The sequence below is a fragment of the Arcticibacter eurypsychrophilus genome (assembly GCF_001730525.1).
Classification (GTDB): domain Bacteria; phylum Bacteroidota; class Bacteroidia; order Sphingobacteriales; family Sphingobacteriaceae; genus Arcticibacter; species Arcticibacter eurypsychrophilus.
Map to the genome: position 1 here is coordinate 1 of NZ_MDFN01000063.1, position 1,942 is coordinate 1,942.

Annotated in this window: 2 protein-coding genes; one reads left to right on the top strand and one right to left on the bottom strand. The window is 37.6% G+C overall.

Features of this window, described 5'->3' with window-relative positions; genetic code table 11:
• Positions 1–14 precede the first annotated feature (14 nt).
• Positions 15–794, bottom strand: coding sequence for an ATP-binding protein (locus tag BFL47_RS18940; protein ID WP_069661360.1), 780 nt, complete (start codon positions 792–794; stop codon positions 15–17).
• Between the two features lie 319 nt (positions 795–1,113).
• Between BFL47_RS18940 and BFL47_RS18945 the strand changes: the two genes are divergently transcribed.
• Positions 1,114–1,422, top strand: coding sequence for a hypothetical protein (locus BFL47_RS18945; protein WP_139125883.1), 309 nt, complete (start codon positions 1,114–1,116; stop codon positions 1,420–1,422).
• Positions 1,423–1,942: the final 520 nt, after the last annotated feature.

Genomic DNA, 1,942 nt, shown 5'->3' on the forward strand with positions numbered 1-1,942 from the left:
GGGTGAAATTCCCCTTACCTACTCGACCACTTGTACTCTCCGTTATGCACAAGGAGGTAATGATAACCCGAATAGATCAGTAAATCACCGGTATTTTTTAATATGAATTGTGAACTTGCAAATAAGCCGAATCCTAAGCCTTCCCCATTGGTTACACCACGCTGGATACAAATATCCAGCGCTTCCACTTCGGAAACCTCTTTGAACTTACTTTTTGGATTAGTGGTGAGGGAGTGATGAATGCCATCACCATTATCACATATGGTTACTCTTATCTCATGCTTGCTAGGATAATATTGAGCGGATATCCAACCTTTCTCTAAACCCGAATGAACGATGATGTTATCCATAATCTCACCCAGGCAATAAAACAGCAACTGTAATACTTCTTTGTTAATTCCTCCCTTTTGGTAGAGGATCATGTTTAATTCATCCTGCAATGAATAAAGTGTATCCTTATCAAATGATTTTAATTCAATAAAACGCCCTTCATTATTCCTCCTGATAAATTGTTCCTCGAAGTGAACGTCGATTAGTTGATAGAAATTTATCCGGCTGGCGTAAGTACTTTCACCTTGTATGGTAATTATAACTACTATTCCATTTTGGCGAAGGTGGTTAACCCCGGAAGCGACAATCAGTAAACTATCTGAATGCACCATATTGTTGGACAAATCAATAGACAGGTTTAACCGAGCACCTGAAATTAAAAAGTAAGCTGGCGAGAATTTCCGTATAAGCTCGCAGTGGGAAATCGGCTGTGTGAAATTGATGGAAAGATTCAGGTCAGCCATATTAGATAATCATGATTATCAAAGATACACAAAGTGCAGACACATCTTTCCCAAAGGTAATCTTCAAAATATGCTGTCGACGGTATGAAGAGATCTTTAGTCAGTCGAACCGTTCTACATTGGCAAAATCGAATTTATCGAGTATGATCTCACCTTTCAGCCGCTGTGCATTTTTGACATATTTTATGCAGATATCCAGCATTATGCAGTTTCACCCTGGAAATATGGTGTCTGATTTTGATTATATAATGTTTATTTCGACCTCATCGGGCTCGCTAAACTATTATATAAAAAACAAGTAGGTCTTTAATACAAGATTATGCTCAAGCTAATTTTCGTTTCTTTGCGAACCAATCTCTTCCACATGGAAATATTTCCTGTTATCAGTTCGATTCTTTCAGCCGATCACATTGGCTTGCTGGTGGCAAATAAATACGGCCTTGCTGGTGATGTTTCATGCACGTTACTGAAAACAGGTATTAATCATAGTGATCTGGTTGTACATATAACGAGTAAGTTCGTTTTCAGGCTGTATAGCTTAAACTGGCGGAGCGACTTAGAGATAAATGAAGAAATTCGGTTAATAATATCCTTAAAGAAACAGGCATTTCTGTTTCTTTCCCTTTAAAAGACGTTGATGATAACTACATTCAATATTTAGAAGCGCCTGAAGGAATGCGACAGGGGGTATTGTTCTCCTTTGCTGAAGGAAATAAACAATTCAATTTTTCTGCTGACTTACACCTTAAAGTGGGTGAGGAAATGGCCCAAATACATCAAGCGACGTTCAACTTGAAATTAGAGAAAGTTACTTACACACCGAAAGTCGTCTTAGAAGATTCATTTTAAACCACCAAAAGTTTCTTGCCGCCGACTCAGAAGAGATAGTCTGGATGGTATCTACGCAACAGTATTTATTAAATGAAATTAATAAAGCAGATCTCTCTCAATTGAGGTCAGGATCTGTTCATTTGGATATCTGGTTCGACAATATGAATATTACCAATAAAGGTTCGAACGAGAGCAGTTACTGAAGCTCCTCATATAATTAATTTCCTGCAAATCCGGTTTTCTAAATTACCGGTAGCACCGGCTACTAAAATTGATTTATTCATATTTTATTACTGTTGTCCGGTAAAAGAAAAAAG

What these genes read in the sequence shown, in the direction of transcription:
- BFL47_RS18945 (WP_139125883.1), top strand. Translation starts at nt 1,114, where the DNA reads ATGCTCAAGCTAATTTTCGTTTCTTTGCGAACCAATCTCTTCCACATG.
- BFL47_RS18940 (WP_069661360.1), bottom strand. Translation starts at nt 794, where the DNA reads ATGGCTGACCTGAATCTTTCCATCAATTTCACACAGCCGATTTCCCAC.